Raw genomic sequence first — 25,428 nt, 5'->3', positions numbered from 1 at the left:
GTTTAAGAATTGCTTTTCAGGGCCACGTGTGTGAGAACAGGTCACAGCGACCGCTCGCAGGCGTCTACGCGACGGCGATCCCGTTGCGGGTGAGAAAGTCGCTGGCGTCTTTGATCTCAACTGGGCTGCCGATGATGCGGACTTGCTCGTCCTCCTGACGGATCGTCAGCGTGAACTGCTCGTCGAGATCGCCGCGAATCCCCTCCAGTGCCTCGGCTGGCAGGAGGATCTGCGTACTGTCCCGAAGCGAGGCCGCATCCATTATTTCGAATCTCCTTGCCGTTGCGTATATGTGTGTCGAAGTCCCCCAGATTCGGGTGACGACCGTGGACGAAAGCCCTTTTGACCGACGATAGCGGAGTACCCCCTAATGGGGCTCAAAGAGGAGATCGAGGCGATCGAGGAGGAGATAGCCGAGACGCCCTACAACAAGTCGACAGAGGCCCATATCGGCCGACTCAAGGCCAAACTCGCCGAGAAGAAAGACGAGTTCGAGAAGCGCCAGTCCGGCTCCGGCGGCGGCCCCGGCTACGCCGTCGAGAAACACGGTGACGCGACCGTCGCGCTGGTGGGCTTTCCCAGCGTCGGCAAGTCCACGCTGATCAACGCGATGACCAACGCCGACAGCGAGACCGGCGAGTACGAGTTCACCACCCTGAACGTCAATCCGGGGATGCTCAAGTACAAGGGCGCGAACATCCAGATGCTGGACGTCCCCGGCCTGATCGAGGGCGCCGCGGGTGGCCGCGGCGGCGGGAAAGAAGTCCTCTCGGTCGTCCGCACCGCAGACCTCGTCGTGTTCGTCCTCTCGGTGTTCGAGATCGAGCAGTACGCCCGCCTGCGCGAGGAACTCTACAAGAACAAGGTCCGCCTCGATACGAAGCCCCCGAACGTCTCTATCCGGAAGAAGCACAAAGACGGCATCAGCGTCAATTCCTCGGTCGATCTCGATCTCGACGAGGAGACAGTCAAGAGCGTGCTTCGCGAGCACGGCTACGTCAACGCCGACGTGACCGTCGGCGAGCAGGTCGATCTCGACCGCCTCATCGACGGGTTCATGGACAACCGCGAGTACCTCCCCTCGATCGTCACCGTCAACAAGGCCGACCTCATCGAGCCCGACTACAAGCCCACCGTCGACGAGGACCTCCGCGAGCACGGGATCGATCCCGACGACGCCATCTTCATCAGCGCCGTGAAGGAGAAGGGCCTGGACGTGCTCAAAGAGCGAATCTACGACGAACTCGGGCTGATGCGGATCTACATGGACAAGCCCGGCCGCGGCGTCGACTACGAGGAACCGCTGATGCTGTTCGAGGGCGACACCGTCGGCGACGCCTGCAAGAAACTCGGCGGCAGCTTCGACGAGCGATTCAGGTTCGCACGCGTCTCCGGCGACAGCGCCAAACACGACGACCAGCAGGTCGGACGCGACCACGAACTAGCCGACGAGGACGTGCTCCGGATCGTCGTGAGTCGGTGATGGCTTCGGCTCGCCAGCGACTGCTGCTGGTCCTGATGGTGGGGATACTGCCGTGGTCGCTGATCCAGACCTCAACTGTGACGACGCTGTACTTTCCGTTCGGATTTCTCAACGTCGAGACACCGACTCGCGTCGTGACGATCTACGACTACCTGTTCATCTACACGCAGGGCCTTCCTCAGTACGTCTACGCGTGGCCCCTCGGCGTGGGACTCTGGCTGCTCGCGCTGGGGTCGGCCGCGCTCGGCCTGGTCGACCGCGAGGACCGCCGCGTCACCGCTGGACTACTCGCGCTGGTCGGGCTGACGCAGTTGCAGTTCGCGCTGGGGTGGGGATCCCTTCCGAGACGAACCGCGATCCCGGTCGCGACGATCACGACGCTGACGCTGGTGTGGTGGGTCTACTGGCCCCATCTCAAGGGTGCGTTCTTCGATACTCGATAGCTGGTTTCCGAACGTTTTTCGACGCGCCGACCCTCCACTCAGGTATGGACGGCATTCTCGACCACACGATGGTCCGCGTCGAAGATCTGGAAGAGTCGATCGACTGGTACACCGAGCATCTGGACTGGGAACTCAAGCGCAAGAGCGAACACTCCTCGTTCACCCTCGCCTTCCTCGGCCCCGAGGACATGCACGAGGACGGCGCAGTGCTCGAACTGACCTACAACCACGACGGCCGTTCGTACGACTTCGGCGACTCGTGGGGTCACATCGCCGTGCGCTGTGAGGACGTCTACGAGGCCTACGAGGACCTGATGGACCAGGGCGTCGAGGACTACCGCGATCCCGACTCCTGTGGCGGCTCCTACGCCTTCGTCAAGAGCCCGAGCGGCCACGAGATCGAACTCGTCGAACGTGACCACGGCGCGAAGTACAGCATCGACCACACGATGATCCGCGTCGAAGACGTCGACGAATCGATCGGCTGGTACACCCGCAAGCTGGACTACGAGATGTTCCGCCGCTCCGAGCACAGCAGTTTTGCGCTGTACTTCATGAAGCCCGAAGACGCTCCCGAGGAAGCGATGAGCCTCGAACTGACCTACAATTACGACGGGCGGGAGTACGATATGGGCGACGCGTGGGGCCACGTCGCAGTTCGCGCCGACGAGTCGGATCTGGAGGAGTACTGGGAGATGCTGATGGACCGCCACGCCGAGGACTACCGCGACCCCGAGTCCTGTGACTACAACTACGCGTTCACCAAGGACCCTGACGGCCACGAGATCGAGGTCGTGCGGCGGTAGGGAGATTCTGAGCGAAGCGATGAATCTCCAGGTTCGAGCGGGGAGCGAAGCGACCCGCGAGACACGAGCATACGCGCCGTAGGCGCGTTTCACCGGTCCTGAAAGCGAGGCGGCTCAGCGCGCGGGATCGAGCAACTCGATTGGGTGCCGAGGCTCGCTCGCCAGCAGGTCGCCGATCTGGTCGGTACAGGAGGTCCCGCTGGCCAACACGTGATCGGCGTCCGCCTCGCGCAGCTGGCCCGCAAGGTTCTCGCCGACGTCCATCGAGAGATCGTAGTACTGGCTCTTGTAGCCGAAGCTGCCGGCCATCCCGCAACACTCGACGTCGCTGGTGGTCACGTCGTAGCCACACTCGGTCAGCACCGCGACCGTGTGGGCCTCCAGGGACATCGTTCGCTGCTGGCAGTGGCTGTGGTAGGCCACAGTTTCGGAGCTGTCTGCCACCGAGAGCGTCTCCGGGCTCGCGCCGTTCTCCAGCAGGCCGTAGACGTACTCGATGAGTTCGTAGCTGTTGGCCGCGAGTGGCTCGTAGTCCTCGGCCGGTAGCAGGCGCTCGTAGTCGCCCGTGAACATCGCGAGGTCGCTCGGCTCGATCACGACGATATCGTCTCCGTCTTCGAGGTAGGGGTCAAGTGCCTCCGCGACGCCCTCGGCCTTGGCGCGGGCAGTGTCGATCATCCCCTGGGAGAGCGGTGGCCGTCCCGATCCGGGGACCGACGGGACCTCGACGGCGACACCGAGCGCTTCGAGGGCTCTGACTGCGGCTTTCCCGCGCTCGACGAGCATGTAGTTGGTGTAGACGTCCGGGTAGAGGACGACGCGGCGCTCCGGGTCGGTGGGGGCAGTTCCGTCACGGTCGCGTGCCCACTTCACGAGGGTCTGGCGACGGAACGCCGGGAACTCGCGACGGTGGTCGACGCCCAGCGTCCGTTCGAGCAGCCAGCCCACGGGCCGGGAGTGGGCCATCCAGTTCGACAGCGGTGCGGTCGCGCTCCCGAGTTTCGCCAGCGTCTCGAAGTTGCCGAACACCCGCTTCTGGAGCGTGGGGCTGGCGTCGTCCTCGGCGTCCGGCGACAGGCCATTGACGAGGAAGTCGAAGCGACCGCCGTTGCCACCCTCGTTGATCCGATTGCGGACGACGGTGTTGATCCACGGGATGTCGATCTTCACTGGGCAGGCCTCTACACACCGCGAGCAGCCGGTACAGAGGTCGTTGAACTCGGCGGCGGTGTCCAGCCCCTCGATCCCTGCTTCCCAGCCCGTCGCGATGCCGCCGGAGTAGGTCTCCCCACCGAAGGCGTGGCCACCGACCGACTGGAAGTTCGCGCAGGTGTTCGAGCAGGCCGAACACCGAATGCAGTACAGCGTCTCCTTCAGGTCGGGGTCCTCGCGCATCGCCAGCCGGCCGTTGTCGATCAACACGAGGTGGAACTCCCGATCGATCTCCCCGTCGGTGATGGGCGTGTCGGGATCGTCGAAGTCCACTGTGGGCGAGTCGATCGGCGGCGTGAACAGCGAGACGTAGCTGGTGATGTCCTGGCCGGTCCCCGAGCGGCCGATCAACTCGACGAACGGCCGGAGGTCCTCGACGCTCGGGACGATCTTCTCGACGCCGGCGACCGCGACGTGCGTGTCCGGGACGGTAACGCTCTTGCGGGCGTTGCCCTCGCTCGTCACGAGTGCCATCGTCCCCGTGTCAGCAGTCAGGAAGTTCGCGCCCGTCATCCCCACGTCGGCCCCCTCGATGCGCTCGCCCAGTTTCTCGCGGGCGAACATCGTCAGTTCCTCGGCGGTCTCCAGTGGCTCGTCGGGATCGAAACGCTCTTCGAACAACTCGGCGATGCCCTGTCGGGACTTGTGGATCGCCGGCGCGACGATGTGGCTCGGTGCCTCGTCGGCGAGCTGGAGGACCCACTCGCCGAGGTCGGTCTCGACGACGTCGACGTCTCGCGAATGCAGGTGGTCGTTGACCTCGATCTCCTCGCTCGTCATCGACTTGCTCTTGACCACGCGGTCGGCTTCGGCGTCGGCACAGACGTCGGCGATGTACTCGTTCGCGTCGGCCGCGTCCTCGGCGACGTATACTGTGCCACCGTTCTCCTCGATAGTCTCGGTGAGTTCGTCGAGGAGTTCGGGAAGGCGTTCGATGGCGTCCTCTTTGATCGCCCGCGCCTCGTCTTTGAGTCCCTCGTAATCCTCCAGGCGGGCGACCGAGTCGTAGCGGCCCTGATTGAATCCGCGGGTGTTCGTTGCGACGGCTTCGCCCTCGGTGTCGAGCAATTCCCTGATCCGAGCGGCCTTGGCTGCCCGTGAGTCGGTGCTCATGGAATTACCACCACGTGGACCGTCTTCGGGCCGTGTGCGCCCTTCACGAGGGCGCCCATGTCGGCCGTCGCCGACGGGCCGGTGGCGATGATCGCCGAGCCGCGCGTCTCGCGGAATCGATCACCGAACCACTTGAAGGCTGCTGCCATGTCGGGGACGATGTCCTGCTCGCGGAGCACGGCCACGTGCTCGTCGACGAAGAGACTCGCCGGTTCGGCACCGCCCGGTGTCGCCTCCAGGACGAGACTCCCGTAGTCGGCGACGGCCAGCGAGGCGGCCGTGACGCCGGAGACGGCCGCGTTCAACTGTGCTGGCGTCGGGTCGGTCGTGACGCTCTCTGGAAGCGAGCACCCGTCCCACGGCAACGGCGCTCCGACCGCGGGCGTTTCGAGCATGTCCGAGATCGTCTCCGGGAGCGATTCGACTTCCGTGCGCGTCAGTTCGACGTCGTATGCGGCCGCCTTGTCGGCGAACCGATCGTAGGTGTCGGATCGTGTCGTCATCTGTATCTGGGCCCTGTTTTCCGGCAGGCCGACGCGGACCCTCGCCGACCTGTCCCCCTGTTCTGAAACGTCCTAGCATGAGGTGCGTGCGCTGTTATCTCTTTGGGGCCGCTCGTTTGTCGCCACTGAGGGGCGACGGGAGAGGCGACCTCACGAGCCACTACAGCGCGGCGGCGAGCATCTCGACCGGATGTGGGGGTTCGCCCTGCGTCTCCTCGTAGTCTTCGAGTTGCGACCGGCAGGACGCTCCCGGCGCGACCGGTTGGGTCGCCGAAGAGTCGTCCAGTTGCTCGAAGAGGATCGAGCCGATGGCCGCGCTCATCGAGCGGTGTTCGACCTCGTAGCCGAAACTCCCGGCCATCCCACAGCATCCCGAGTCGATGGCGTCGACCTCGTAGCCCGCCCGCCGGAGGACGCCGACGGCGTGGTGGTCCTTCCGGGTCGCTTTCTGCTGGCAGTGGCCGTGATAGGCGATCGATTCTGGGGGCGCGTCGAACGCGATGTCGTCGTCGAGGCCGTGAACGTCGAGGTACTCACAGAGCCCGTAGACGTTCTCGGCGACGGCTTCGACCTCCGTACCCGACAACAGATCCAGGTAGTCGAGCTGGTACATCACGGCGTCGCTGGGCTCGACAGCCACGACGTCCCAGCCGTCGCGTACTCGCGGAGCCAGCGCTGCGACGTTTGCCTCGGCGGTCTCGCGGGCGTGATCGAGCATACTCTTCGAGAAGGCCGGGCGCCCGCTGTCGGTGACGTCGTCGGAGACCTGGACGTGGACGCCGGCGGCTTCGAGGACGTCCAGCGCAGCCTCGCCGACGTCGGGGTGGCTGTAGTCGGTGTAGGGGTCGGCCAGCAGCAACGCCTTCCGTTCGGCAGCCGCCTCGGTGACTGCCGGTCCGTCGCGGGCGTCGACCCGGTCACGGAAGGTCCGGCGGTGGAACGACGGGAGCGTCCGGTCGCGGGCGATACCGACGGTCTTCTCGGCGATCCAGCCCGATCCGGGGAGGGCCATCGCCCAGTTCGACAGCGGCGCGAAGGTACTGCCGAGTTTGAGGACGGTCTCGACGTTGGCGAACAGGCGGTCGCGTAGGGAGAGACCCTCGCGCTGGTGGTACTCGTGGCCGACCTCCGCTTTGAGTTTGGCCATGTCGACGCCGCTGGGACAGTCGTTGCGACAGCCCTTGCAGCCGATACAGAGGTCCATCACTTCCGAGACGAACTCCTCGTCGAAGACGTCCGCGGGGAGGTCGCCGCTCATGGCCTGTCGGAGCATGTTCGCCCGCCCCCGCGTGCTGGTGATCTCCTCGTCTGCGGCCCGGTAGGTCGGGCACATCACGCCGCCGGTCGTGTCCTGATGGCCCGTGCATCCGGCACAGCCGTGACACAGTTCGACCATGCCCTGGAAGCCGTTGTCGTTGTCCCAGTTCAGCACGGGGTCGAAATCCGATTCGAACTCGTAGCCTGCGTCGTACCGGAGCCGCTGGCTCGGGTCGTGGTCGCCACAGACGTTGCCGGGATTGAGCAGCCAGTCGGGATCGAAGGCCGTCTTCAGCTCCCGGAAGGTCTGCCAGAGGTCCTCGCCGTACAGTTTCCGGTTGTACTTCGTGCGGGCGCGGCCGTCGCCGTGTTCCCCCGAGACCGAGCCGCCGTACTCGATCACGCGGTCGGTCACCGCCTCGGAGATGGCCTCCATCGTCTCGATGCCGTCGGCGGCTTTGAGGTTCAGCAGTGGCCGGATGTGAAGGACGCCGGGCCCCGCGTGGGCGTAGTAGGCCGCGAACGTGTCGTGGGAGTCGAACAGGTCCTGCAGGTCGGCGACGTACTCCGGGAGGTGCTCGGGCGGGACGGCCGTGTCCTCGACGAACGGCCAGTGTTTGTCGTCACCGGTCCGGGAGAGCAAGATCGGGAGTCCGGACTTGCGCATCTTCCAGAACTTCGCCTGGCGGTCGGGGTCGTACGCTTCGAGGGCGTCGATCGCGTGGGTGTCCGCGCTCGTTTCGAGGTGGCTCTCGCTCGGTTCGACGGCGGCTTCGTAGCCGGGGAGCCGGTCGGCCAGCAGGTCCGCGATCTTCCGGCGCGCCTCGTCCATCGAGTCGGCGTAGAACTCGACCAGGAGCGTCGAGTCGGTCCCCTCGGGGAGCGTCGCCACGAGGTCGGCGAACTCCCCGGTGTTCCGGGCCAGGTCCAGCATGACGTCGTCCATGACCTCGACCGCCGAGGGGTCGTGTTCGAGGATCGGCGCGACGTCCCGCATCGCCGGGATGACGCCGTCGTAGGTCAGCAGGACCACGGCCTTCGAGTCGGGAATGGGCTCCAGGGAGACCTCGGCCTCCGTGACGATGGCCAGGGTCCCCTCGCTGCCGGCCAGCAACCGTCCGAGGTTGACCGCGTCGTGTTCGCGAGCGTTCTCGAGGAGGTGATCGAGGTTGTATCCCGAGACGTTGCGCTTGAGGTCGGGATAGCGGGCCTCGATCTCGTCGGTCTCCTCGCGGAGGATCCGCGAGACTTCCGCGTAGACGCGGTCCTCCAGGCCGGGATCGGCCATCTCGGCGACGCGGTCGGCCCGGTCGTGGAGGTCCGCGACGTCGACCCAGCCGAAGGTGGTGACCGTTCCGTCCGCGAGGACGGCCTCACACTCCTCGACGTAGGCGTCTGTCTTGCCGTATTTCAGCGAGTGTGCGCCCGTGGTGTTGTTCCCGATCGCACCGCCGAGGACGGACTTGTCGCCCCAGGCGGGATCCGGTGCGAACTTCAGTCCGTGTCCCGACAGGCGGTCGTTGAGACGCGCGATGGTGATCCCCGGTTGGGCACGCGCGGTCTCCTCGTCGGGGTCGAACGAGACGAACTCGTCCATGTGGCGCTTGAAATCCAGCACGACAGCCTCGTTGACGGCCTGTCCCGCGAGGCTGGTGCCGCCACCGCGGGGCAAGACTGGGATCTCCTTGTCGGCACAGTACCGCACGACTGTCGCGACGTCGGCCGTCGAAACTGGGGACACGACGCCGATCGGGAGTTGCTCGTACGCGCTGGCGTCGGTCGCGTACAGTTCCCGTGTGTAGGTGTCGAACCGGACGTCCCCGTCGATTCGTGGTTCGAGCGCGGCGACGACCTCGGGCCGGTTGGTGTCGTCGTTGCGGTAGTCGTAGTCGGCGTGTGGGTCACTCGCCGGATCGGTGCTCGATTGTGGCGTGTTATGTCTTGACATTGTAGTCTGGTTGGTCTGCTGAAATATAAACAGTGGTTACGATTAGAACAGGGTGGGAAAGAGGACGTAGCTGAACAGCATCGCCAGGACGCCCACGGCCAGCGAGTAGTACAGCAGGACGATGAAGTTCAGTCGCATCACCCGCCCCTCCTGACCGACGAGGCCGACGGTCGCCAGCGCCGCCACGAGGTTGTGGATGGCGACGAGGTTCCCGATGGCCCCGCCGACGGCCTGGGCGCCGACGACCAGTTGTCGCGGCGCACCGACTTCGCCCGCCGCCTCGAACTGGAACCCGCTGAAGGTGATGTTCGAGACGGTGTTCGATCCCGCCATCGCCGCGCCGAGCGCGCCGATCAACGCCGCGACGAATGGGTAGGCCGGCCCGAGCACGTCGGCCGTCGCGCGAGCGAGGACGACGATCATCCCGTCGAGTTCGGCACCCGGTGGGTTGCCCGACTGCAGCATCACCTGCACCATCGCGATGACGAACACGAGCGCGATCAGCGGTGAGACGAGTTTCTCCAGCGTTTCATCCAGCGCGTCCCGGACCTGCGTCCCGGACATCCGGTACAGCGGGATCGCTGCGAGTGCGCTCACGACCAGCCAGAAGCCGGGTACGCTCATCCAGGCGATACTGTTTCCGATATCCGTCCCGAGGATCTGACTCCACCCGAGAACGATGCCGAGGGTGAAGTTTCCGACGTCGGTCCCCAGCAGCGACACGTCCGAGACAGTGGCCCCGATGCTCGCGTCGCCGATCGCCTCGCTGATCTGGTCGCTGGCCCGCGTGACGACCAGCAGGACCACCAGCAGGACGTAGGGAGCCCACGCTTTCAGCAGCGACATGTCCGCCGCCAGGTCGACGCCACCGTCGGTAGGGGCGTTCGAGCCGCCGGGTTTGACGGAGCCGACCCAGTGGTCGGGCCAGCTCTCCTGAGCGGGGAACTCCCAGTGGCTGTCGGGGAGCAGGTAGCCCGCTCTGAGGACGGCGATGGTGATCCCACCGCCGACCATCGAGCCGATCAGGGACGGGAACTCGGCGGTGAGAAACCACGCAGAGATCCAGTAGGGGACGACGAAGGCGATGCCTGCGAACAGGCACAGCGGCGCGACTTCGAACGCCGGACGAACCGTGCGCTCTTCGCCGAAGAAGTACACGGCCATCATCACGGCGATGAGCGGCATCAGGAAGCCCACCAGTGCGTGATACGTCGCGGCCCACGCTGCAACTTGATCGGCGAACTCGACGACGGTGAATCCACCGCCGTTGATCGGCGCCTCGAAGGCCTGTAGCGGGTTCCTGATGCCGATGATGATCGGTGTCCCGACGGCGCCGTAGGTCACCGCGATGATGTGACCGATGATGGCGACGACGACGGCTGCCAGCCCGGGGAACCCGAGCCCGAGCAACAGCGGTGCGACGACTGCCGCGGGCGTCCCAAACCCGGCGGCACCCTCGATGAACGTCGACAGGAAGAACGCCAGCAAGACGATCTGGACGCGCCGGTCGTCCGAGACAGCGGCAAAGCCCCGATTGATGCGGTCGAACGCGCCCACCTGCTGGAGCACGTACAGCAGGAACAGGGCACCGAAGACGATCCAGAGGATCGTCAGCGCCGTGATCGCACCGCCGATCGACGCGGCCGCGATCCAGTCGACCGGCATCTCCCAGACAGTATATCCCACGAGAACAGCCGTCAGCCAGGCCAGCGGCATCGCCCGCGTCGCCGGCCAGAGGAAGCCGACGAGCAGTACCCCCGCGACGAACAGCGGTGCAAACGCCAGCAGGAGCTCCACTATCGAAGCCATGTTTCACCTTCCCTCCCCCTCCCCAGTTCGGCACCTGTATCGAAACGTGAGTGCAGTACAGCGGTCTCCGGCCGTGTTTCGTTCGGACTCTCACCCGAATCCTGCCAGTGTCGAGCTCGCATGCACCACAGATTACGCTACGATAGCAAATAGTTAATCATAATTTGGTACTATTATGGTGGGTCTGTCCCTGTCGTCTTTCGACACAGATACGCCGAGCCACGTAGCCACGCGGATCTATTCGTCACTCGACGTGCCACCTTGGCCCGGGAACAACTACAAGTCGATCTGGTCCACAGGGCGGGTATGTACACCGGCAAGACCGAGAAGCCCTGCTGTCTGTGCGGGTCGCCGGAGACGAGCGCACGGCTGGATCTGCCGCCACGTGCCCTCCAGCTGTGCAAACACGCTGACCCGATCGCCTGGCAGGACATCGTCGGCGAGGTCTCACTGTACTTCTGTGGCGACGACTTCGAGCTGGTCGCCGAACTCGTCCTCGACGTGGGCGTGAGTCCGCTCTCGCGGTGTAACGCCGCCCGGGCGAGTTTCGACCTCCGGGAGGACTTCGAGGCGCTGCTCAACGACGTCCGCGACGAGCCCGATCAGCGCCCGCTCGAATCCGAAATGCGCGAGGACGCCCGCGAGGCGATCGCGGCCTACGAGCGAGACGAGACCGTCGGCGAGCAACGGCTCGTGCAGGCGCGGGTCGTCCAGTGGGCACTGGACGATCTGGACGCCGAGAAGGCGGCAGCGACCGACGATTGATCGCCTGTCAGCACTCGTTGTGGTTCGTGCGTTCCCAGTGGAGCGTCCCATCACCCAGATAGAACTCGAGGTGGAGGCACGTCTGCTCGCCGTAGAGCAACTTGCGGGTGTGTACACTCTCAGTGAAAGCTCCGGCTGAAACGAACACCTCGTAGTCGCCTGCACCCTCGACGGGACGATCCAGCACGGCGGTCGAATTGTCCGAACCGGACGCACGCAGTCGCCGGGTGGTCTCGTATACCGTCTCTTCGTCGCGGTCGATCCGCACCGAAAACTCGTGAGCAGCCTCGGTGCGGTGATTCTCGAGTTCGATGGCCGTTATTTCGGCATCCGACGCGGTCGTGGACTGGCAGCCTGCGACGGCTCCCGAGAAGGCGCATCCAGTCGCGACGAGAAGGTCGCGTCGTTTCACAAATACGGGTTCGACAACTCGTGAAATAAGTGTTTCGACGGGCTGATACGAACCCGATCAGTTCCCGTAGGTCTGGACGAAGGTGACGTCCGTCCGGCGCTGGTCGACCTCGGTGTCGAGGTGTTCAGCGAAAGCCTCGGGATCGACGTCTTTGACTTCCTGCTCCTTGCGGTCGCGCACGGAGATCGTCCCGTCTTCCTCCTCGTTGGAGCCGAGGATCAGCATGTACGGGACGCGGTCCTCGTGGGCTTCCCGGATCTTGCGCTTGACCGTCCACGAGCGGTCCTCGATCTCGACGCGGTAGTCGCCAAGATACCGGTTCTGGATCTGCTTGGCGTAGGGGATCTGGTCGTCGCTGATCGGCAGGATCCGCACCTGCTCTGGGGCGAGCCACGGCGGGAACTTGCCGTTGTAGTGCTCCATCAACACCATGAAGAACCGCTCGTAGCTGCCGTACAGCGCTCGGTGGATCATCACCGGGCGGTGTTCCTCGTTGTCTTCGCCCACGTAGGAGAGATCGAAGCGCTCGGGCATGTTGAAGTCGAGTTGGACGGTCGGGCCGTCCCAGGAACGGCCCAGCGCGTCCTCGAAGGCGAAGTCGATCTTCGGGCCGTAGAAGGCCCCGTCGCCGGGCTCGACGTCGTAGTCGACGTCGGCGTCTTCGAGCACCGCTTCGAGCTGGTTCTCGGCGCGCTCCCAGATCTCGTCGCTCCCGACTGATTTCTCGGGCCGGGTGGCGAACTGGACGTTGTAGTCGAGGTTGAACGTCCCGAGGATGTCGAGGATGATGTCCATGATCGCCTCGACCTCGTCCTCGATCTGATCGGGGCGGACGAACAGGTGGCCGTCGTCGATGGTGAACGCCCACGTTCGCGAGAGCCCGGAGAGTTCCCCTCGCTGTTCCTTGCGATACACTTTGCCGTCCTCGAAATAGCGCACAGGCAAATCGCGGTAGGACCACTGCTGCTGGTCGAAGATGGTCGCGTGGCCGGGGCAGTTCATCGGCTTGAGGCCGTACTCCTCGTCGTTGACGTCCAGCAGGAACATGTCGTCGCGGTAGTTCTCGTAGTGGCCCGACTTCTTCCACAGCTCGGTGCGGAAGACGTGGGGCGTCTCGACCTCGCGATAGTCCGCGTCACGGTTGAGGTTCGCGACGTAGTCGGAGAGTTCGTTCAGGACCGTCTTGCCGTTGGGATGATAGAGCGGGAGGCCCGGTCCCGTCGTCCCGTCGATCGAGAAGAGGTTCAGTTCCTGGCCGATCTTGCGGTGGTCGCGTTCCTCGGCCTTGCGCCGCTGTTCGAGGAACTCCTCGAGGTCGCTCTCGCTCTCGAAGGCCGTCCCGTACACCCGCGTGAGCATTTCGTTGTCCTCCTCGCCGCGCCAGTGCGCCGAGGCGATCTGCAAGAGCTCGATCGCGCCGATCTGTCCCGTCGACTGGACGTGCGGGCCCTTACAGAGGTCCTGCCAGTTGTCTTGAACGTAGAAGGAGATGGGGTCCTCGCCGGCAGCCTCGGTCTCCAGGATATCCTGTTTGTACTCGTTGTCCGCGTAGATCTCCGCGGCCTCCTCGCGGTCCCGGAGGACGCGCTCGATGTCGTAGTCTGCATCGATGATCGACTCCATCTCCGCCTTGATGTCCGGGAAATCGTCCTCGTCGATGTCTACCCCGGAGATGTCGTAGTAGAAACCGTCGTCCGTCCAGGGGCCGATGGCGAGTTCGGCCTCGGGATAGACGCGCTGGAGGGCCTGGGCGAAGACGTGGGCTGCAGAGTGGCGGATCAGGTGGATGTAGTCGTCGCTGCCGGGCGTGACGATCTCGAGACGGGCGTCCTCGGTGATCTCGTACTCCGGGGGAACGAGGTCGCCGTCGACGCGACCGGCCCGGCAGTCCTCGCCGAGACCGGGGCCGATCTCGTAGGCGACGTCCTCGACGGTGACGGGACCGTCGAAGTCGAGTTGGGAGCCGTCTGGCAGTTCTATCGACACGGATCGCTCTTGTTCTGATTTAGACATGATGAATCACACCGCCCGAGGAGGCGGAAAATCGCGGACCTGACGGTCGGTGATCACACGGACCGCGGTGTAAATCGATCACCGACGTACATCGTACGCGAAACGAGGCAGGTGGGACGAATAAACCTTGTGAGTGACGACGTACCACACATACGAGACGCTCAGCGCCCAGTGCGGTCGTGTGCAGTGGCTGCACGGACGGACGGCAAAGCATATACTTGCCGTCGGGTAAGTACGGCACAGGCTATGCTCTCTGGAGTCGCAGGCGTCTTCGAGTGGGCCCACCAGTGGTGGGCAGTCCTCTCCTGGCTCGTCATGTTCGTCTTCCTCGCGGGCGCGGTCGTGGAGATGTACGACCGTGAGTGGGGTCGATACCTGCTGGTCGGCGGCTGGGTCGTGCTGGCGCTGTTCTGGGTGTCCTCGATCTACCAGTTCGTCTTCGATCAGAAGTCGATCACCGAGGGAATCGCCGTCGTCGCTGCTATTCCGCTGTCGCTGTACGTGGGCTATCTGCTGGCGACGGGCCGAGATCGACTCCTGATGATCTCACGGGGCGTCGCGGTCGCGTGGCTCATCTATCTCCCGCTGTCGACGGTCCCGTTCCTGCGCGATCCGCTGATCGCGGTCGTCACCGATCAGACCGCGGTCGTCCTCTCGCTGATCGGCGCGGACTTCAGCGTCGTGGCGGGCAACAACTTCCCCGCCGATATCTCGCTGGCCGAACCGCCACAGTCGTACCACCAGTCTTTCTTCTTCCAGTTCCCCGAGCGAAACGGCGGCTACAACATCGTCTACACGATCAAGATGGCGTGCACCGGCGTCGGCAGCATGGCGATCTTCGGCGGGCTCATCGCCGCCGTCCGTGCCCCACTGAAACGGAAACTGAAGGCGCTGGCCGCAGCCGTCGGGATCATCTGGGTGCTCAACATCGCGCGCAACGTCTTCATCGCCTACACCTTCGGCTACCAGCGCCTCCAGGTCTTCCCCGACGCCGTGATGTCGGCGTTCGGCCTCCAGACACACCTGGAAGTCTCGTATATCGTCGCCGACCGGATTATCGCCCAGTTCCTCTCTGTGGCTGCCCTCGTGGGCATCACCTACATCGTCGTGATGCAGTTACCCGAAGTGCTCGCGATCGTCGAGGAGGGGCTGTACGTAATCACCCGCAAGGAGTACGACTTGCAGAAAGCGCTCGGGGTCGGCGTCCGGGCCGACGGCGGGGTCGAAGAGTAGTTCCAAACCGTTTCAGACGAGTCGCGAATCCGCCACGGACTCGGGCGCGCCGGCCAGTTCGACCAGTGCGTCCCGCTCGATGTAGTGTAGTTCTCCGGGGATCACGAGCATGTGCAACGGCTCGCCGAAGTCCATCTCGGCGAGCGCGTCGAGCGTGTCGGCCGCGACAACTGGATCCGGGCTCCCCGCACGCGCGACGACCACACCCAGGGCCTCGTCGTCCCAGTCACTCGCGAGCAGGTCGGCGGCCTCGCTACCGGTCATGTAGTCCTCGCGGTCGTCGTCGACCTTGATGTCCAAAAAGACGAGCGTGTGGAGGCCGCGGTCGCGGTTGGCCTCGATCGTCTCGATCACGCTCCCCGGAACACCCTCGCCGCCGTGCGAGGTTTCGAAGGGCAGCGTCGTCGCTTTGCCGAAGCGGTAGTTCTGCAGGCCCGTGAGCGAACTCGCCGCGGCGGCGGCGGTCGTCCCGTGGACGATCCGGGTATCGATCCCCCGTTCGTGCGCCCGGAGTCGAAGGTCGACGTGGGTCGTCGAGATCATGGTGTCGCCGGCGGTGCAGAAGACGGCGTCGCCCTCGCTCGCGGCGTCGAGGATCGGTTCGGGGTGTTGCTCGACGCCCTCGCGCGACCGGAGTTCGATCTCGACGTCGTGGGCGGCTTCGACGTCCTCGAAGGACGCGCCGACGAGTCGACTGGTGTAGCGTTCGGCGAAGACGCGATCAGCCTCTTGGAGGGCTTCCCGGCCCTGCAACGTGATCGAGCTCTCGTCGTAGAGCCCGAGACCGACGAAAGTGAGCATACCAGTTGTGGGTCGCGGGATCGAATAAGCGGTCCGGAACCGTTCGAATCTTCCCCCGTCGCTCGGAGAGTCGAGATTAACTACCTTTGGCATAAACTAACACACATGGATCCACAGAACGCCGAGGATATGGACGCGCTCGATATCACCGACTTTCTGGCCGCACAGGAGACGGGTGTGCTGTCACTCGCGGACGGAAACGACGCCTACGCCGTGCCGGTGTCGTTTTACTTCCAGCCCGACGACCAGCAGTTGTACTTTCGACTCGGGTTCGCGCCCGGGAGCCAGAAACAGAAGTTCCTCGAGCGGACCGACCTCGCTTCGTTCGTCGTCCACGGCAGAGCGGACGGGCGATGGAAGAGCGTCGTCGCGAGTGGTCGCCTCGAAATAGTCGAGACCGAACAACGACTCGACGACCCCGTCCTCGAAGCCGTCCAGCGACTCGAAATTCCGTACTTCAGAGTTTTCGACCGCCCGACAGACGAGATCGAGTTCGGCATCTATCGACTTCGAGCCGAGAGCCTGAAGGGGATCGTCGAAGGCAGGGGCTAACCGGCTCGTCGCACAAACGCCAACGTTTTCGCCCGCCCCCGGCCACAGTCGAAGTGATGGACGTCCCCTGCGTTCGCGTCGCCCGCGAGAACGGCGAGGCCACGCGACAGCGCCTCGACGAAGCCGAGCTGCTGGCCCACGACTACGAGATCGTCCACGACGACGGCGACCTCTTCATCCCAGTCAGCGATTCCGACGCCGTCCCCGACGACCTCGATGTCGTGACCCGGGACGTCCCCGCACGCGAGACCCAGACCCTTCCCGAGGACATCCTCGGGTTCGAACCGTCCTACGAGCGCCTGGGTGAGATCGTGATTATCGACGAGGACGACCCCGACCGCGCTCAGGAGGTCGCCGACGCGATCATGGACTCCTCGTTGCCGGTCGAAACCGTAATCAACCGCGCCTCGAAGGTCAAAGGCGAGCAGCGTGTCCGCGAGTGGGACGTCCTTGCTGGCGACGGGACCGAGACCGTCCACCGCGAGTACGGCTGTGAATTTCTGGTCGACGTCGCGGCGGTGTACTTCTCGCCCAGACTGGCGACCGAGCGCCACCGCGTGATCGAGCAGGTCGACTCGGGCGAGCACTGTTTCGACATGTTCGCGGGCGTCGGGCCGTTCGTGATCCCCGCAGCAAAGCGGGGTGCGACGGCGGTGGGCGTCGACATCAACGCCGCCGCCATCGAGTACCTCCGGGAGAACGCGAGACGGAACGACGTCGAAGACCGCGTGACCGGGATCTGTGGGGATGTCAGAGAGGTGGCAGCGGAGTACCAGGGCTGGGCCGACCGACTGGTGATGAATCTGCCCCACAGCGCCGACGAGTTCCTGGAGACGGCGGTCGAACTGGCCGGCGACGACTGCGTGCTCCACTTCTACGACATCCAGCACGAGGACGATCCCTACGGGCCGGGCGAGAGCGCGATCCGGGCGGTGGCCGAGCCGGCGGGCTACGCCGTCGAGGTGGAGACGCGCCACACGGTGCGTTCGTACGCGCCACACGAGGTGAACGTCTGTTTGGACGTGCGATTGACTCGCTAAGGGCGTTCGATTCGCAACCCTTATTGTGGTAATCGCTCCAAGAATTTATTGCCTGCAAGGGTGCCGGTGTAGCTCAGACTGGTAGAGCGATTCCTTCGTAAGGAATAGGTCAAGGGTTCAAATCCCTTCACCGGCTTTCTGCTGCGAACAATTCGTGAGCAGCGAAAGCGGTCGAGGGATTTGAACTAGACGAGACGCGCAGCGAAGCGAGCAGTCTCGGCGTAGTTCACAATCCACTTCACCGGCTCTTTCCTTGGGAATAGCCTAAATGGACAGACAGCGGGCCGCTTACTTAGTTTTCCTGTTATGAAAGAAGCAATTAGCGCCCGCTATATGGACGATTTTGCCGTTTCGTTTCAGTACTAATTATTGCTCTGAGGGGGCTCTGGTCCTGCATTCCTGTAGCCGTAATCGACTGAAATTGATTTGTATGCTCTCTGTAACAACCTACCACATTGGGAAAAACACTAATAGACAAACAATCGAAAGTAACTTGAAATGTCGTCTATATCTCGTCCCAATCTTGACCCTGATGAACTCATTGTGAAGGCAGAGTATTTTCTCCCCGTTGAACCAGATGACGGAAATCTCCGTAAAATCAAGGACGAATTTAGAGCTATCCTTCGGCAGAAAGAGTATATTCAGGTTGACGCTGGGATGGATATGGTGGGCCCAATCCACCAATCAATGACATTTAAACCGAATCTCGATAAATCAGATCCACCTCTCAAGTGGCGAATAAAGGATTTCTTCGGATTCACCTCCAATACTGAAATCCCATCGTACCAACGCGAATACATTTTTAAGCGGATAGAAGAGCGAGTTGAAGATCTCCCGTTTGAGATTGAAATTCGTTTCAGATCTATTGAGAATGAATCAAGCGGATTCAGAACAACAATAATTGTGGTTCCAACCCTCCTACAACAATACAGACAGCGAATCCTAACTACGGATTCAGACTTTGATGTGAAGACAACAGTGAAATATACAAAAAGAGAAATCGAACGTATCTTCTCAAAAATAGGAGCAACCCCTCTGCAAAAACCCTATACGGAAGCTGAGGTTCTTGAGTCAGAAATCAACCAAGAGCATAGAAACGCACTAAATCAGTTAGAATATGGTGATACGGCACTCCAGTATTTAAATGAAGGTGACGCTTGTCTGCAACGCGGGTTGCTCAACGCCGCTCTAAACTGCTATATCCTCTGCATTGAATGGCTGATAATTACTCATCTGAAACGTGAGGGACGGAGAGACGTTATTGAGGAAGAAAAGGAAGAAGGTGGTGAGTACTACAGGGAGTTAGTAAGGGAACTCAAAGATGATGAGTACGTGTCGCAGAAGACATTTGAGAAATTAGACGAGATGAATAGCGTTGAGCGCCGGTGGATGGCACATCATAAATCTGGAGAGCTTGCTGAGACTGACGTGAGAAACGTCAGAGACCGATTGGAGATATTAATCCGGGAACTGTTCCCTCGCTCTGATAGCCCTAATTAATATCTCTAATATTACCTCGCCTCGGCTCTGCTTTCTCGTCGTGCGACTCTTTGCCGTAATGCGTATCAGCACCCGGCCAGTCATATTCTCCCGCTCGCTAGTCACGTCCTTCGGCTGACCTTCGTTCTGAGCTGCTGGCAAAACCACGCCAACACCCAAGTGTGACCGAAGTGAACAGTCAGTGATGACCGACCCGCCGCACAGTCGGCCGGCCGATACCGTCCTCCAGGCCCACGACACCGCTGCGGAGGGGCTTACGGCCACAGAGGCCCGGCAGCGTCTCGACGAGTACGGCACGAACGAGGTCGCACAGACCAGCAGCCGGGGACCGCTGACGATATTTCTCGCGCAGTTCGACAGCGTGCTCATCTGGGTGCTGCTGGTGGCGGCGGGGCTGTCGGCCTGGGCGGGCCACATCGTCGATGCCGTTCTCATCACCGTCATCGTCGTCCTCAACGGCGTCTTCGGGTTCGTCCAGGACTACCGCGCCGAGCAGAGTCTCGACGCCCTCCGGGAACTGGCCGCGCCGACCGCCACGGTCCGGCGCGACGGAACGACTGTCGACGTCGCCGCGACCGAACTCGTCCCCGGTGACGTGATCGAACTGGAGAGCGGCGACGTCGTCCCCGCGGATGGCCGGCTCCTCGAAGAAGCGGGCCTGGAAGTCGACGAGGCGGCGCTGACAGGCGAGAGCGCGCCGGTCTCGAAATCTCCCGACCCGGTCGATTCCGACACGCCGCTGGCAGAGCGCGAGAACATGGTGTACAACAGCACCAACGTCACGCGCGGCCGGGGGGCGGTCGTCGTCACCGCGACGGGGATGGACACCGAAGTGGGGGCCATCGCCCGGGAGCTGGCGGCCACCGAGGAGACGGAGACGCCGCTGCAGGCGGAACTGGATACGCTCGGCCGCCGGCTCGGGCTCGGCGTGTTCGCGCTGGCGGCGCTCGTGGTTCCGCTGTTGCTGTTGCGGGACACGCCGCTGGTCGAATCGGGGCTGACCGCGGTGTCGCTGGCCGTCGCCGCCATTCCGGAGGGGTTGCCGGCCGTGGTGACGCTGACGCTCGCGCTGGGCGTGCGGACGATGGCCGAGGAGAACGCGCTGGTCCGCCGCCTCCCGGCTGTCGAGGCGCTCGGCTCGGTGGACGTGATCTGCACCGACAAGACCGGGACGCTCACGAAGGGGCAGATGACCGTCAGCCGGATCTGGGTCAGTGACGACGTCGTCGACCTCGACGGGACTGGTGAGGAACCGCCGACGGAGCGCGTCGACCGTCTCCTCCGAGCCGGAGCCCTGTGCAACGACGCCACCGCGGAGACGGGCGATCCGACCGAGCAGGCGCTTGTCCTGGCGGCCGAAGATCAGGGGATCGACGTCACGACACTCCGCGAGGACGAACCCCGGACCGACGAGGTTCCGTTCTCCTCAGAACAGAAGTGGATGGGAACCGTCCACGGCGACCGGGGATGCGTCAAGGGTGCGCCCGAGGTCGTGCTCTCGAAGTCCTCGCACGTGCTCACGGCGGACGGCCCGGTCGAACTCACACCCGAGCGGGCCGATCGGATCCGCGAGCAGGTTCGGTCGTTCGCCGACGACGCGCTCCGGGTCCTCGCGGTCGCGGACACCGAGGATGCGGGTCTGGACGAGGGGCTGGTGTTCCTCGGGCTGGTCGGGATGATCGACCCGCCGCGGGCGGAGGTCGCCGACGCGCTGGCCGCCACCGATCGGGCCGGGATCGACGTGAAGATGATCACCGGCGACAACGTCCGTACGGCCGCTGCGATCGCCGGCTCGCTCGGCATGGGTCAAGCCGTTACCGAGGGCCGCGAACTCGACCGACTCGACGACGCTGCGATCTCGGAGCGGGTCGAGGAGGTCGACGTGTTCGCGCGGGCCTCGCCCGAACACAAGGTTCGGATTCTGCGGGCACTCCAAAACAACGGCCACGTCGTCGCGATGACGGGCGACGGCGTCAACGACGCGCCGGCGCTGAAGAACGCCGACATCGGTGTCGCGATGGGCGTTCGCGGGACCGATGTCGCCAAGCAGGCGAGCGACGTGATCTTGCTGGACGACAACTACGCGACGATCGAACGGGCCGTCGAACGGGGTCGGGCGATCTTCGACAACATCTGGAAGTTCGTCGCCTTCCTGCTCAGCGCGAACGTGGCCGAAGTCGCGCTGGTCTTTCTGGCGTCGCTCTGGGGCTATCTCGTGCTCCCGGCGGTCCAGTTGCTCTGGATTAACCTCCTCACCGACGGTCTGCCGGCGCTGGCGCTGGGGGCGGATCCCCAGAGCGGCGACGTGATGGAGCGGCCTCCGCGCGACCCCGACCGGGGGATCATCGAACGCCCGATGCTGGTGCTCATCGGGGGAACCGGCGCGATCTCGACGGCGCTCATGCTCGGGCTGATGGTGTACACACTCGGTGGTGCGGCCGCGGTCACGCCGTACGCGATGACGATGGTGTTCACGGGATTCGTCTTCCTCGAATTCGAGAAGCTGTACGTCATTCGCTGGCTGCGCGAGACGCCGACACTCTCGAACCCGTGGCTTGCCCTGGCGGTCGGGCTGTCGATCGCGTTGCAACTCGCGGTCCTGTACACGCCGCTGAATCAGTACTTCGGGACGGTCGCACTCGGACTCGGGGACTGGGGGATCCTCGCTGCGGTGCTTCTCGTCGCTCTCCCCGCGTATCTGCTCGTCGTCTCGACGATCAAGCGCCGATTCCCGATCGGTGGGTGAGATACTGCAGGATCGCGCTCTCGCCATCCCCGCACCGACTAGTTTTATTCCGGCGGGGTCCTTCCAGACGAGTACCATGAGTGTGACCTTCGATTTCAGCGACGACGTGGCGGTCGTGACGGGGGCCGGCGGAGCACTCGGAAGCGCCGTCGCCGCGGCCTTCGCCGACGCGGGCGCGACCGTCGCCACCGTCGACATCGTCGAGCCAGATAGCGAGGACTTCCTGCTCGATCCCGACCGCGAGGCGGTCGAGGTCTACCAGGGTGATTTCACCGACGAGCGTGAGGTCGAACGCGTCTTTGGGGATATCGTCGAAGACCACGGCGGGATCGACCACCTGGCGAACGTCGCCGGGACCTGGCGCGGCGGGACGCCCATCGACGAGACCGAGGCAGCGACCTTCGAGTTCCTGATGAACGTCAATCTCAAGACGATGTTCCTCGCCTCGAAACACGCGATTCCACATCTTCGCGAGCGCGACGGGGCGATCGTCAGCGTCTCGGCTCGCTCCTCGCTGGAAGGCGGCGAGGGCGACGGGATTTACCGCGCTTCGAAAGCCGGTGTGCGAATCCTCACGGAGACGATCGCCGAGGAGAATCCCGGTGAGGTGCGGGCGAACGCGGTCATGCCGAGCGTGATCGACACGCCGATGAACCGCGAGATGATGCCCGACGCCGACCACGAGCAGTGGGTGAAGCCGTCCGAGATCGCCGAGGTCGTCCTCTTTCTCTGCAGCGACGCCGCGGGCGTCACCAGTGGCGCGGCTGTCCCGGTCTACGGCGAGGCCTGACGACCGGTTCTATCGGACCAGCGTCACCGGGACTGGCGCGCGGGCGGACACTTTGCTCGCGACGTTGCCCATCAGGAGCGTCGACTGGAGGCCCCCTCCGTGGCTGCCCATGATCACGGCGTCGTAGTCGCCAGCGCGGTCGAGAATCTGTCTGGCCGGTGAGCCGAGCGCGACCGCGGTATCGATCTCGGCGTCGTACTCGCTGGCAATCTCCCGTGCAGGCCCGAAGACCGCTTCGGCGACCTCCTGTGCGGCTTCGTCGACGTCGGTCTCCATCGCGATCCGCATGGCCTTGCCCATCATCGGCGACGGCTCGCCAGCGACATAGAGGACCGTCACCGACGCGTTCGGGTTGTTCTCCAGGGCGTATTCGAGGGCGTGTTCGGACATCTCCGAGCCGTCCATCGGGACCAGAATGCGGTCGATCATACTCGAACTACGGCGGGCCAGCGGGTAAAAGCTCCCACCCGGCTACAGCCCGAAGATCGGGACGAACCGGAAGGTGAGAAACGCACCCAGCGTCGCGATGACGGGGACGACGTTCTGCATCAGAACCACGCGTGCGGTCGTCGCCGGATCGAACAGATCGGTCGCGCTGGGGACCGTGTGCGGGTCCTCCTCGCCGATCGGTGGGATCTCCTCGCCGGGTTCGTCGTCCGCGAGCGCGTCGACGCTCACCGGCGGGACGTCGTCGCCTTTGACGGCCTCGGGAACCGTGACAGGACGCGTGGCACGGCCCCATCCCAGGCCGATGATCGACATCGTCGCGATGACGACGAAACTCGCGGGGATGCCGATCGCCGAGAGGAAGATCACCAGCCCCGAACTGACGGTCGCGACGACGATCGCCGCCGTCAGCGGGAGTTCGGTGATGTCGCTGCCCATCGTCTCCAGCGTCCGGCGGGCGATCGTAAACGTCCCGATCCCGACGGCGAGACAACCCAGCAGGATGGCGGGGTTCATATCGATCGACTCGCTGCCGACCAGCGGCGCGATGGCGTTGGCGATGTTCGACGTGCCCGAACTGAAGGCCATCAGACAGCCGATCACGACGACGGTCACGACGCCGGCGAACTCGCGGCGAGTCGTCGTCTCGTGGACCGAGAACGACGGAATGACCCCCGAGCGGTCGACGTCGAGCAGCGGCCCCTCAGAACGGTCCATGGCGACCAATCTGTTGATCCGAGCGTAGAAGTACCGCCCGATGATCAACGAGACCCAGAAGCCGATCACTGGAGCGACGATCCACCAGGTCGCGATTTCTCCCATGACGCTCCAGGAGAGCGATCCCGTCGCGACGCCCAGCCCGGCAATCGCGCCCACGGCTGTCATCGAGGTCGAGGCCGGGACACCGAAGACGTTGCCGACGAACAGCGCGAGGCCGATGAAAAACAGGACGCCGATGCTCGTCTCCAGCGTGAAGACGCCCGGGTTCGTGATGAGTGAATTGCCGAGCGTATCCACGACCTCGCGACCGATCGTCCAGGCACCGACGAAGAAAAACACCGTCATCAGGAGCGCGGCCATCGGCTTCGAGATGGCTTTCGCGCCGACGGCTGGCCCGAACGCCGGCCCGGTCGTCGACCCACCGATGTTGAACGCGACGAACATCGCGACGAGCACACCGACGACGAGAAGCACTTCGACCATATCCCAGCTTTCGGAGTGGGCCACTAATATGGGTTGTCGTACGCCTGTGTCACCGATCGATGTCGAGTCCGGGATGCCACCGGTCGGCCCCGGCTTCGGCGGCTGTCTCGTCCATCGAATCGAGGATCGCGACCGCCTTCGAAGCTGTCTTGGCCGCCTTGCGCTCGCCCTCCGTTCGGAACTCGCCGGTCTCGCGGTTGGCGTAGACGGTGCAGACCGCGCCAGCCCGAAGTCCATAGAGCGACGCTAGCGTCAGGATCGAGCTGGCCTCCATCTCGAAGTTGAGCACGTTCGCCTGCTTGAGTTCCTCGACCAGCCCCTCACTGCCGCGGGCCTCGAACCCCTCGAAGCCGGGGCGGCCCTGCCCGGCGTAGAACGAATCCGTCGAACACGTCAGCCCGACGTGGTAGTCGTAGCCCAGTTGCTCGGCGGCGGCGATCAGCGCCCCGACGACAGTGTGGTCCGCAACTGCCGGATACTCCTCGCGGACGTACTCCTTGCTCGTGCCTTCCTGGCGGACCGCGCCGGTCGTGATCACCAGGTCGCCGACGCTGGCCTCGGGCTGGATCGCGCCACACGAACCCACTCGAATGAGCGTCTCCGCGCCGACGCGGGCCAGTTCCTCGACCGCGATGGCCGCGCCGGGACTGCCGATCCCCGTCGACGTCACCGAGATCGGCGTTTCCTCGACGGTGCCGGTCGCGGTTCGGTACTCTCGATGGTCGGCCACGACCTCGCTCTCGTCCCAGACGTCGGTGATCTTCGCGACGCGCTCGGGGTTCCCAGGTAGGAGAACGCTCTCGGCGACGTCGCCCGGCCCGACTTCGAGGTGATACTGTTGGTCGTCGTTCGGGTCTTCGGAGTCGCCCGGGACAGTCGAGTCCGCAGTGTCGTCAGTCATACGTCCAGATGGCGGCGCGTGATCGTGTTCGGGAGCAGTTCGCCCAGCGTGTACTCGCTGACCTCGCCGTCGCCCTCGTCGCAGTAGATTGCGAAGTCCTCGCCGCAGAACTCCGCGAGCGTCTGGCGGCACATTCCACAGGGCGTCACGCCGTCGTACTCGCTGGAGACGACGGCGACCGCGTCGAACTCGCGGTGGCCGGCCTCGACTGCCTTGCTGATCGCTAGTTCCTCGGCGTGGACGCTGTTTGAGTAGTTGGCGTTCTCGATGTTACAGCCCGTGAACACGGTGCCGTCGCCCGTCTGCAGTGCTGCACCGACGCGATACTCCGAGTAGGGGGCGTAGGAGGCGTCCATCGCCGCGCGCGCCTGCTCGATGAGGTCGTCCATATCTCGTCTCTCGACGCCGGTCGGCAAATACGCTGGGGCGATCACTGGTACACGATTTCAGC

22 protein-coding genes and 1 tRNA gene are annotated in these 25,428 nt (G+C 64.0%); 11 read left to right on the top strand and 12 right to left on the bottom strand.

From position 1 onward, the window contains the following. Nucleotides 1-64: 64 nt before the first annotated feature. Nucleotides 65-262 (bottom strand): VNG_1110C family protein, encoded by a 198-nt coding sequence (locus tag DV733_RS02540; RefSeq protein ID WP_079979410.1) that lies wholly within the window; start codon nt 260-262, stop codon nt 65-67. Between the two features lie 108 nt (nt 263-370). Between DV733_RS02540 and DV733_RS02535 the strand changes: the two genes are divergently transcribed. From DV733_RS02535 to DV733_RS02525, 3 genes are read left to right on the top strand one after another with little or no spacing between them, the layout of a single operon-like run. Beyond that, on the top strand, nt 371-1,483 hold the full coding sequence (locus tag DV733_RS02535) for an OBG GTPase family GTP-binding protein (protein WP_049993622.1): 1,113 nt from the start codon (nt 371-373) through the stop codon (nt 1,481-1,483). Further along, nucleotides 1,483-1,926 (top strand): TIGR04206 family protein, encoded by a 444-nt coding sequence (locus DV733_RS02530; RefSeq protein WP_049993621.1) that lies wholly within the window; start codon nt 1,483-1,485, stop codon nt 1,924-1,926. Before DV733_RS02535 ends, DV733_RS02530 begins: the two co-directional genes overlap by 1 nt. Before the next feature lie 44 nt (nt 1,927-1,970). Further along, nucleotides 1,971-2,732, top strand: a complete 762-nt coding sequence (locus tag DV733_RS02525) for a VOC family protein (protein ID WP_049993620.1) — start codon at nt 1,971-1,973, stop codon at nt 2,730-2,732. Nucleotides 2,733-2,846: 114 nt separating this feature from the next. Here the strand turns inward: DV733_RS02525 and DV733_RS02520 are convergent, their stop codons facing one another. The 4 genes from DV733_RS02520 to DV733_RS02505 all read right to left on the bottom strand — a co-directional run bounded on the left by DV733_RS02520 (nt 2,847) and on the right by DV733_RS02505 (nt 10,574). Beyond that, the gene (locus tag DV733_RS02520; protein ID WP_049993619.1) at nt 2,847-5,057 is read right to left on the bottom strand and encodes an LUD domain-containing protein; all 2,211 of its coding nucleotides are present in this window, start codon (nt 5,055-5,057) and stop codon (nt 2,847-2,849) included. Beyond that, nucleotides 5,054-5,560 carry an LUD domain-containing protein gene (locus DV733_RS02515; protein ID WP_049993618.1) on the bottom strand — a complete coding sequence of 169 codons (507 nt, stop codon included), beginning with the start codon at nt 5,558-5,560 and terminating at the stop codon, nt 5,054-5,056. The genes DV733_RS02520 and DV733_RS02515 overlap by 4 nt, the downstream gene beginning before the upstream one ends. Before the next feature lie 160 nt (nt 5,561-5,720). After that, nucleotides 5,721-8,765: an FAD-binding and (Fe-S)-binding domain-containing protein gene (locus tag DV733_RS02510; RefSeq protein ID WP_049993617.1), complete on the bottom strand. Its 3,045-nt coding sequence runs from the start codon at nt 8,763-8,765 to the stop codon at nt 5,721-5,723. A gap of 42 nt (nt 8,766-8,807) precedes the next feature. Next, complete coding sequence (locus tag DV733_RS02505) at nt 8,808-10,574, bottom strand: L-lactate permease (RefSeq protein ID WP_079979409.1); 1,767 nt, start codon at nt 10,572-10,574, stop codon at nt 8,808-8,810. A gap of 306 nt (nt 10,575-10,880) precedes the next feature. On the opposite strand from DV733_RS02505, the gene DV733_RS02500 reads away from it, so the two are divergent. Continuing rightward, entirely contained in the window at nt 10,881-11,339 is a 459-nt protein-coding gene (locus DV733_RS02500) for a hypothetical protein (protein ID WP_049993616.1), read from the top strand. A gap of 7 nt (nt 11,340-11,346) precedes the next feature. Here DV733_RS02500 and DV733_RS02495 read toward each other — a convergent pair whose 3' ends face one another. Then, complete coding sequence (locus DV733_RS02495) at nt 11,347-11,751, bottom strand: hypothetical protein (RefSeq protein ID WP_049993615.1); 405 nt, start codon at nt 11,749-11,751, stop codon at nt 11,347-11,349. Between the two features lie 57 nt (nt 11,752-11,808). Beyond that, nucleotides 11,809-13,764, bottom strand: coding sequence for a threonine--tRNA ligase (thrS, locus tag DV733_RS02490; RefSeq protein ID WP_049993614.1), 1,956 nt, complete (start codon nt 13,762-13,764; stop codon nt 11,809-11,811). 246 nt (nt 13,765-14,010) lie between these two features. Here thrS and artA point away from each other — a divergent pair, with 246 nt between their 5' ends. Continuing rightward, the gene (gene artA / locus DV733_RS02485; protein ID WP_049993613.1) at nt 14,011-14,997 is read left to right on the top strand and encodes an archaeosortase A; all 987 of its coding nucleotides are present in this window, start codon (nt 14,011-14,013) and stop codon (nt 14,995-14,997) included. A 12-nt stretch (nt 14,998-15,009) separates the two neighbouring features. Here the strand turns inward: artA and dph5 are convergent, their stop codons facing one another. Then, the gene (gene dph5 / locus DV733_RS02480) at nt 15,010-15,798 is read right to left on the bottom strand and encodes a diphthine synthase (RefSeq protein ID WP_049993612.1); all 789 of its coding nucleotides are present in this window, start codon (nt 15,796-15,798) and stop codon (nt 15,010-15,012) included. 105 nt (nt 15,799-15,903) lie between these two features. Here dph5 and DV733_RS02475 point away from each other — a divergent pair, with 105 nt between their 5' ends. From DV733_RS02475 to DV733_RS02450, 6 genes are all read left to right on the top strand, one after another. Further along, complete coding sequence (locus tag DV733_RS02475; RefSeq protein ID WP_049993611.1) at nt 15,904-16,350, top strand: pyridoxamine 5'-phosphate oxidase family protein; 447 nt, start codon at nt 15,904-15,906, stop codon at nt 16,348-16,350. Nucleotides 16,351-16,406: 56 nt separating this feature from the next. Continuing rightward, entirely contained in the window at nt 16,407-17,390 is a 984-nt protein-coding gene (locus DV733_RS02470) for a class I SAM-dependent methyltransferase (protein ID WP_049993610.1), read from the top strand. A 62-nt stretch (nt 17,391-17,452) separates the two neighbouring features. Then, nucleotides 17,453-17,526: transfer RNA gene (locus DV733_RS02465), tRNA-Thr, on the top strand. Between the two features lie 362 nt (nt 17,527-17,888). Next, nucleotides 17,889-18,890, top strand: coding sequence for a hypothetical protein (locus DV733_RS02460; protein WP_136342269.1), 1,002 nt, complete (start codon nt 17,889-17,891; stop codon nt 18,888-18,890). 184 nt (nt 18,891-19,074) lie between these two features. Next, complete coding sequence (locus tag DV733_RS02455; RefSeq protein ID WP_049993607.1) at nt 19,075-21,636, top strand: cation-translocating P-type ATPase; 2,562 nt, start codon at nt 19,075-19,077, stop codon at nt 21,634-21,636. Nucleotides 21,637-21,712: 76 nt separating this feature from the next. Then, entirely contained in the window at nt 21,713-22,426 is a 714-nt protein-coding gene (locus tag DV733_RS02450; protein WP_049993606.1) for an SDR family oxidoreductase, read from the top strand. A 9-nt stretch (nt 22,427-22,435) separates the two neighbouring features. Here DV733_RS02450 and DV733_RS02445 read toward each other — a convergent pair whose 3' ends face one another. The 4 genes from DV733_RS02445 to cdd are packed head-to-tail and all read right to left on the bottom strand — an operon-like array spanning nt 22,436 to nt 25,366. Next, nucleotides 22,436-22,855, bottom strand: a complete 420-nt coding sequence (locus DV733_RS02445) for a universal stress protein (protein ID WP_049993605.1) — start codon at nt 22,853-22,855, stop codon at nt 22,436-22,438. A 42-nt stretch (nt 22,856-22,897) separates the two neighbouring features. Further along, on the bottom strand, nt 22,898-24,076 hold the full coding sequence (locus tag DV733_RS02440) for an inorganic phosphate transporter (RefSeq protein ID WP_049993604.1): 1,179 nt from the start codon (nt 24,074-24,076) through the stop codon (nt 22,898-22,900). 49 nt (nt 24,077-24,125) lie between these two features. Further along, nucleotides 24,126-24,977 carry a nucleoside phosphorylase gene (locus tag DV733_RS02435; RefSeq protein ID WP_049993603.1) on the bottom strand — a complete coding sequence of 284 codons (852 nt, stop codon included), beginning with the start codon at nt 24,975-24,977 and terminating at the stop codon, nt 24,126-24,128. Continuing rightward, nucleotides 24,974-25,366, bottom strand: coding sequence for a cytidine deaminase (gene cdd, locus DV733_RS02430; protein ID WP_049993602.1), 393 nt, complete (start codon nt 25,364-25,366; stop codon nt 24,974-24,976). Before cdd ends, DV733_RS02435 begins: the two co-directional genes overlap by 4 nt. Nucleotides 25,367-25,428 lie beyond the last annotated feature (62 nt).

Source organism: Halapricum salinum (genome assembly GCF_004799665.1).
Lineage (GTDB): Archaea > Halobacteriota > Halobacteria > Halobacteriales > Haloarculaceae > Halapricum > Halapricum salinum.
The sequence above is the reverse complement of the archived record's forward strand: the minus strand, read 5'-3'. Positions and strand labels throughout refer to the sequence as shown.